The organism is Inquilinus sp., from assembly GCF_057815775.1.
On the sequence record NZ_JBYRFX010000447.1, the window covers coordinates 1 to 5723 of the forward strand.

Here is a 5723-nt window from a genome sequence, read left to right on the forward strand (position 1 = left end):
CCTTCAGACCGTGTACTCGGTCGAGATAGGCCTCGAGGGAAAGGTTGGCGGCGAAGTCTTCCTGTCTCACGCGAAGCTTGAACTTCTCCGCCGCATTCCCCGCTCAAGCTCGACGGGCACAAGGACAAGCGGGGCGTAGCGCACGGCCGTGGCGTTGTTCGGATCGATCCACTTAAGCGTGCCGATCGCCAGGAACAGGATATTGACGCCCTGCTCTTCCTCCAACGTCCGGGCGTCGAAATAGAGATCCAGCAGCCGTTTCTGCAGCCCCTTCGAGGTCAGGCGCGTCTGCAGCCTGGTGTCCGAATGCCGGTTCAGGACCCCGCGTTCATCGACCGTCTCGTCGTCGGGCTGCGCGAGTTCGGCAATCTCTTCGGCATCCGCAGCATCTGCCCCATCGCCCTGTACCTGGGATCCAGGCGGGGGTTCAGCCGGTTCCGAAGCCCGGCCCGCGACAAAGGTGAAGGTCCGGCCGTCCTTCACCAGAAGGCGAAAGACCTCGGTCGATTTCTCGTCGACGACTTCGAGCGTCCTGGCGCTCTTGGACGATCGCGGGATATTCAGGAGCCGGTTGCGCGCCGAGAGGTCGAGCAGTTCCGTCCGGGCACGTTCCAGCTTGGTCTCGAGCGGCAGGTTGCTCTGGAAAATCGACGGGGCGACATCGATCGGCCCAGCGTCCGCGGTCTCGTCCATAATTCCGCCCCTGAAATGCAGCCTGAGCGTGCGACCAGGCGATGACGCCCGTCTAGCAAATTGAATCGACCGCGGCTGCCCATCTTGTCTTCACTGCAGGGAACGGCGAGGCTTGGGGATCGAAGCGAGGCGAGCTTATGCACGACACCCCCTGCCCCGGCTCGATCGTCGGCGAATCGGATGCGGCGGGTGCGGTCCGATGACCGTGCCGACGATCCGCCGGGTGGTGCCGGACGAGCAATGGCAGCTGGCGATCGAGTTCACGGCGGGTGGGTTCGCGGCGGGCGAGTTCCGCCTGTTCAAAGCCGAAAAGGTGTATCGGCAGGAGGGCTTCGACGCCCTCGCCTATCCCGCCATGTTCAAGGCCCTGACCTATGACGCGGCGGCGGTGCGCTGGGCCGGGATCGGGGCGATCGATGCCGTCACGCTGTACCGGGGGTCGACGCCGATGTCCGGCGAGCAGCTGCGCCGGCATGTGCTGCGGGTCGGCTATCACAACCGGGCACCGACGGCGGAGGACCCGGCCCATCACGTCTACGGCGTGTATCTGTACCCCTTCGATCCCGCCCCCTTCTGCCTGGGCGAGTCGATCGGCGGCGGCCATGCCGAACGGGGCGGGTCGCGGTCCTATGGCTTGGCGGAACTTCGTGCCTGGCCCGATTGGCAGGGCTTTTTCGCACTGTCGGGCTGCGACTGGGCGATCCCGATCGTGCAGGCCGGCGACGACCTCGACGCGATTCTCGATCGGCTGGTCCATGCCATCTGCGCCCGCGGCGGGATGTGACGGGGCCGGCCGGCCCAACCCTTCACCACCGCGACGGTTCCGTGAAACCAGGCTGGAAAACGGTTTCACCGGTAGCCCGTCTCCACCCTCGCCGACATCGCCGCGCAACCGGCCGCCGCGAGATTGGCGCCCTGAAGACGGACGGCACGAGGCCAAGCATCGCCGGTGCCGGACCGCTTCGAGGCAGAAGGGGTTTGGAGACAAACCATGACGTTTCCCACCACACGACCGCTCTCCCGCGACCAGGCCGTCCTGCGCCTGCCGGCACGGCCCCGGTCCTTCCTCCATCGCATCCGGGCCGCTGTCGTCGCCCTTGGTGTCGCGATGGCGCAGTCCCGGCGTATCCGCCAGGACCAGAGGCACCTGTCGGAGCTGACCGAGTATCAGCTGCGCGACATCGGCCTGCGGCAGGTCGGCCACGGCCGCAGCGCCATCTTCATCCAGAGCGACGAGACCGAGACGCGCTTCTGGTAAGTGCCGCAGCTCTCACGACGGCAGGATCTTCAGCGCCGCCACCCCTCCCAGCACCACCAGGATGGCCACCAACCGGCCCGGGCCCAGCATTTCACCGAAGACCAGCAGCCCGGCCCCGACCGAGCCGACGGCGCCGATGCCGGTCCACACGGCATAGGCGGTGCCGAGCGGCAGCACCTTCAGCGCCTGGGTGAGCAGGCCGAGGAAGATCACCAGCGCGACCACCGACGCTGCCGTCCAGCCGATCCGGCTGTAGCCGGCGGACAGTTTGGTGGTCACCGCCCAGACCACATCGGCAATGCCTGACAGCACCAGCATCGCCCAGGCGAGCGAAGACGACATCCGGGCCTCCCTCAGACCAGCTTGATGACGGCGACGCCGGCCAGCAGCGCGACCGGGACGAAGAGCGTTTCCATGGAGGATTCTCCGATCGGCCGTCCGGTCAATGATGATCGGCCAGGGCCGGGACGCGCAGGCCGCGCTGCACCGCCGGCCGGGCGGCGATGGCGTCGTACCAGCGCCGCAGGTTCGGGCGGTCGCCGAGATCGACGCCGATCTTGGTCAGCCCGGCATGGATCCAGGGCCAGCTCATGATGTCGGCGATGCCATAGGCCTCGCCGGCGAGATGACTGCGCCGGCCGAGCACGCCGTCCAGCACCCCGAACACGCGCGCCGTTTCCTTCTCGAAGCGGCCGATGACGGTGGGGAGCTTCTCCGATACGAAGAGCTTGTAGTTCCACAGCTGGCCCAGCGCCGGGCCGAGATGGGCGGCCTGGAACAGGCTCCATTGCAGCGCGGTCAGCCTTTCGTCGGCATCGGCCGGCAGCAGCTTGCCGGAGCGTTCGGCGAGGTAGGGCAGGATCGCCCCGCTTTCGAACACGGTGCGGCCGCGGTCGGGGTCGGTGATGACGGGGATCTTGTTGTTCGGGTTCAGCGCCAGGAAGGCCGGCGCATGCTGGTCGCCCGTCTCGATGTCGATGACGTGCACCTCATAGGGCAGGCCCGTCTCCTCGAGCATGATCGAGGCCTTGTGCCCGTTCGGCGTCTGGTAGGTGTAGAGCTGGATCGGTGTCATCTGCGGTCTCCCGGGCGGGACCATCCCGCCGCTGCCCCTTCAGATGATCCGTGCGAGAATGCAGTTCGATCTGTGATATTGCAGATATCTCCTGCATCCACGCACAAGGCAGCGCCATGGCCGGCCGCCTCGACTGGGAAGATTTGCACACCGTGCTGGCGGTCGCCGACACCGGGTCGCTGGCCGCGGCCGCGCGGCGGCTGGGCGTCAACCACACCACGGTGCTGCGCCGGATCGGCGGGTTCGAGCAGCGGCTCGGCCTACGGCTGTTCGACCGCCTGCCCGGCGGCTATGCCCTGACCGCCGGCGGCGAGGAGCTGGTGGCCGCCGCCCGCGGCATGGCGGCGACGGTGGAGACGCTGGAACGCCGGCTGGCCGGGCAGGATCTTCGCCTGGACGGCACCCTGCGGGTCGCCACCGCCGACACGCTGATGGGGTCGATCCTGCCGCCGCTGCTGGCCCAGTTCCGCGACCTGCATCCCGGCATCGCGATCGAGATCACCACCGCCAACCTGCTGGCCAATTTGACCCGGCGCGACGCCGACGTCGCCGTCCGGACCGCGCCGGACCCGCCGGAGACCCTGGTCGGCCGCCGGGTCGCCGGCATCGCCTTCGCCGTCTACGCCGCCGTGGGTTGCCCGAGCCATGGCTGGGTGGTGCCCGATGACAGCCTGGCCGGCACCGCCGTCGCCCGCTGGATGCGCCAGGCGGTGCCCGATGCGGCAGTCGCGCTGCGGGCGGATTCACTGGTCGGGATGTGCCGCGCCACTCAGGCCGGGCTAGGGCTGGCCGCCCTGCCCTGCTATCTCGGCGACACCATCGGCGGGCTGGTGCGCGTGCCGATGCCGACCGCCCCCGCCGACACCGCGCTGTGGGTGCTGACGCATGAGGATCTGCGCCGCACCGCCCGGGTCAGCGCCTTCACCGAATTCATTACCGCGGCCCTGGCGCGGCAGCGCGACCTGCTGGAGGGCCGGCGGCCGGCCGTGGCAAGCTGATGCCAACAGATCGGGAGGAGAAGTCATGGCCGTGAAGCGGATCATCGCCAACATCGCGACCGCCGATGTCGGCAAGGCCCAGGCCTTCTACGGCGACCTGCTGGGCCTGCGCCTGGTCATGGACCATGGCTGGATCCTGACCTTCGCCTCGGAGGAATCGATGGCGCCGCAGGTCAGCATCGCGACCGAAGGCGGCTCCGGCACGCCGGTGCCGGATTTGTCGATCGAGGTCGACGACGTCGATGCCGTCCACCGCCGTGCCCTGGAGCTAGGGTTGCCGATCGAGTACGGCCCGGCCGACGAACCCTGGGGCGTGCGCCGCTTCTATGTCCGCGACCCGTTCGGCCGGCTGGTCAACATCCTGGCCCATTGAGCGGGCCGGATCGGCGCAAGCACTGCGGGGAATTGTATGCCTTCCCCACAACTGTCATGCCCGGACTTGAACCACTGGTGTCCGGTTGAGGGATAGAGATCAGAAGAGAGCGATTTGCCTTGGGTCGGAGGGGGATGGGAGTCCGTCTCCGATCAGGCGATCGATGCGTCTGCGATGCATGAGGTTGAGGCGGACGAGCCGTGCGAAGGCGAGTGGTGTGCGGACGGTGTTCTGAGCGGCCTGAGCCATGCGGAGGAGCAGGAAGGCGATGAGGGCGACGGCGATCTGGATGCGCACGGCATTCTCGGAGGTGCCGAGGAAGTGGCGGATCCTGAGGGTCTGCTTGACCCATCGGAAGAACAGCTCAATGGCCCAGCGACGCTTGTAGAGATCGGCGATTTCCTGGGCGGAGGCGTCGAGGTCGTTGCAGAACAGGCGCAGCACCTTGCCGGTGGGGATGCGGATGCAGACCTCGCGGACGGGGCGGACGGGATCGCAGAAGGGGTTCCGGCGGCTTTTGGCCTGGCGTTGGGGCAAGAGGCCGATCCGGTCGGAGAGGATGTCGGGAGCGCCTTCGGGCACCGTCAGCTCGGCGGTGACGGTCAGGGGCGTGTTGGACTTGAAGCGGGTGACGATGCGGCAGCCGGCGGCGTCCATCCTCGCCCACCAGCCGTAGTCGTAGTAGCCGAGGTCGAAGACGTAGGTCGCGCCGGCCTCGATCGGCATGGCGTGGGCGGCGGTGATGTCGTTGACGCGGGCCGCGGTCACCGCTGTGTAGATCGGCCGGTCTGCATCAGGGTCATAGACGACATGCAGCTTAGCGCCGCAGGCCTGGGTCGAGAACCGGGCCCAGTCGGATCCAGAGCCACTCAGCGGCAGTGTCGTCGCATCGATCAGATAGGTGGCTTCGGCCACCGTCCGGCGCAGACCGCGCCGGGCTTGGCCGACCATGGCCTCGAACAGCTTGCCGAACACCGCACTCGGGCGCAGCGCATTGGCATCAGCCAGGGTCGAGCGCGGTACCGGACGGCCGCCGACATGATAGAGCCGGGCCGCTTGGCTCTCCAGCCCGGACACGATCTCCCGCAGGCTCACCGCACCGGACAACTGGCCATACAGCAACGCGATGAATTGGCTCTTGGTCGGCAGACGCCGTATCCGACGATCCGCCTCATGCGCTTCGACCAACCGGTCAAATTCACTCCACGGAACCCGCTTCAGCAGATCGTGGAACACGCTATTGTGATGCCGCACGGTGTTGCTCCGTTCGTGTCCAGGTGACGCGCCAACGTCCTGAACTCGAGCTGAATCAACACCGTGCGCCCT

Annotated in this window: 8 protein-coding genes; 4 read left to right on the top strand and 4 right to left on the bottom strand. The window is 67.7% G+C overall.

Features of this window, described 5'->3' with window-relative positions; genetic code table 11:
* Positions 1-66 precede the first annotated feature (66 nt).
* Entirely contained in the window at positions 67-693 is a 627-nt protein-coding gene (locus tag AC3XYG_RS15850) for a DUF4011 domain-containing protein (protein ID WP_489140811.1), read from the bottom strand.
* Between the two features lie 199 nt (positions 694-892).
* Here AC3XYG_RS15850 and AC3XYG_RS15855 point away from each other — a divergent pair, with 199 nt between their 5' ends.
* Positions 893-1477: a hypothetical protein gene (locus AC3XYG_RS15855; RefSeq protein WP_489140812.1), complete on the top strand. Its 585-nt coding sequence runs from the start codon at positions 893-895 to the stop codon at positions 1475-1477.
* A gap of 207 nt (positions 1478-1684) precedes the next feature.
* Positions 1685-1951 carry a DUF1127 domain-containing protein gene (locus AC3XYG_RS15860; RefSeq protein ID WP_489140813.1) on the top strand — a complete coding sequence of 89 codons (267 nt, stop codon included), beginning with the start codon at positions 1685-1687 and terminating at the stop codon, positions 1949-1951.
* Positions 1952-1963: 12 nt separating this feature from the next.
* Here AC3XYG_RS15860 and AC3XYG_RS15865 read toward each other — a convergent pair whose 3' ends face one another.
* Entirely contained in the window at positions 1964-2293 is a 330-nt protein-coding gene (locus AC3XYG_RS15865; RefSeq protein ID WP_489140814.1) for a DMT family transporter, read from the bottom strand.
* Between the two features lie 100 nt (positions 2294-2393).
* The gene (locus AC3XYG_RS15870; RefSeq protein ID WP_489140815.1) at positions 2394-3026 is read right to left on the bottom strand and encodes a glutathione S-transferase family protein; all 633 of its coding nucleotides are present in this window, start codon (positions 3024-3026) and stop codon (positions 2394-2396) included.
* A 116-nt stretch (positions 3027-3142) separates the two neighbouring features.
* Here AC3XYG_RS15870 and AC3XYG_RS15875 point away from each other — a divergent pair, with 116 nt between their 5' ends.
* Both AC3XYG_RS15875 and AC3XYG_RS15880 read left to right on the top strand, forming a co-directional pair.
* Positions 3143-4024: a LysR family transcriptional regulator gene (locus tag AC3XYG_RS15875; RefSeq protein WP_489140816.1), complete on the top strand. Its 882-nt coding sequence runs from the start codon at positions 3143-3145 to the stop codon at positions 4022-4024.
* Between the two features lie 25 nt (positions 4025-4049).
* On the top strand, positions 4050-4397 hold the full coding sequence (locus AC3XYG_RS15880; RefSeq protein WP_489140817.1) for a VOC family protein: 348 nt from the start codon (positions 4050-4052) through the stop codon (positions 4395-4397).
* A 99-nt stretch (positions 4398-4496) separates the two neighbouring features.
* On the opposite strand, the gene AC3XYG_RS15885 is transcribed toward AC3XYG_RS15880, so the two are convergent.
* On the bottom strand, positions 4497-5651 hold the full coding sequence (locus AC3XYG_RS15885) for an IS4 family transposase (RefSeq protein ID WP_489140818.1): 1155 nt from the start codon (positions 5649-5651) through the stop codon (positions 4497-4499).
* Positions 5652-5723 lie beyond the last annotated feature (72 nt).

Bases quoted from the DNA above. Each gene is read 5' to 3' on its own strand.
- AC3XYG_RS15880 (WP_489140817.1), top strand. From the start codon at position 4,050: ATGGCCGTGAAGCGGATCATCGCCAACATCGCGACCGCCGATGTCGGC.
- AC3XYG_RS15865 (WP_489140814.1), bottom strand. From the start codon at position 2,293: ATGTCGTCTTCGCTCGCCTGGGCGATGCTGGTGCTGTCAGGCATTGCC.
- AC3XYG_RS15870 (WP_489140815.1), bottom strand. From the start codon at position 3,026: ATGACACCGATCCAGCTCTACACCTACCAGACGCCGAACGGGCACAAG.
- AC3XYG_RS15855 (WP_489140812.1), top strand. From the start codon at position 893: ATGACCGTGCCGACGATCCGCCGGGTGGTGCCGGACGAGCAATGGCAG.
- AC3XYG_RS15860 (WP_489140813.1), top strand. From the start codon at position 1,685: ATGACGTTTCCCACCACACGACCGCTCTCCCGCGACCAGGCCGTCCTG.
- AC3XYG_RS15850 (WP_489140811.1), bottom strand. From the start codon at position 693: ATGGACGAGACCGCGGACGCTGGGCCGATCGATGTCGCCCCGTCGATT.
- AC3XYG_RS15875 (WP_489140816.1), top strand. From the start codon at position 3,143: ATGGCCGGCCGCCTCGACTGGGAAGATTTGCACACCGTGCTGGCGGTC.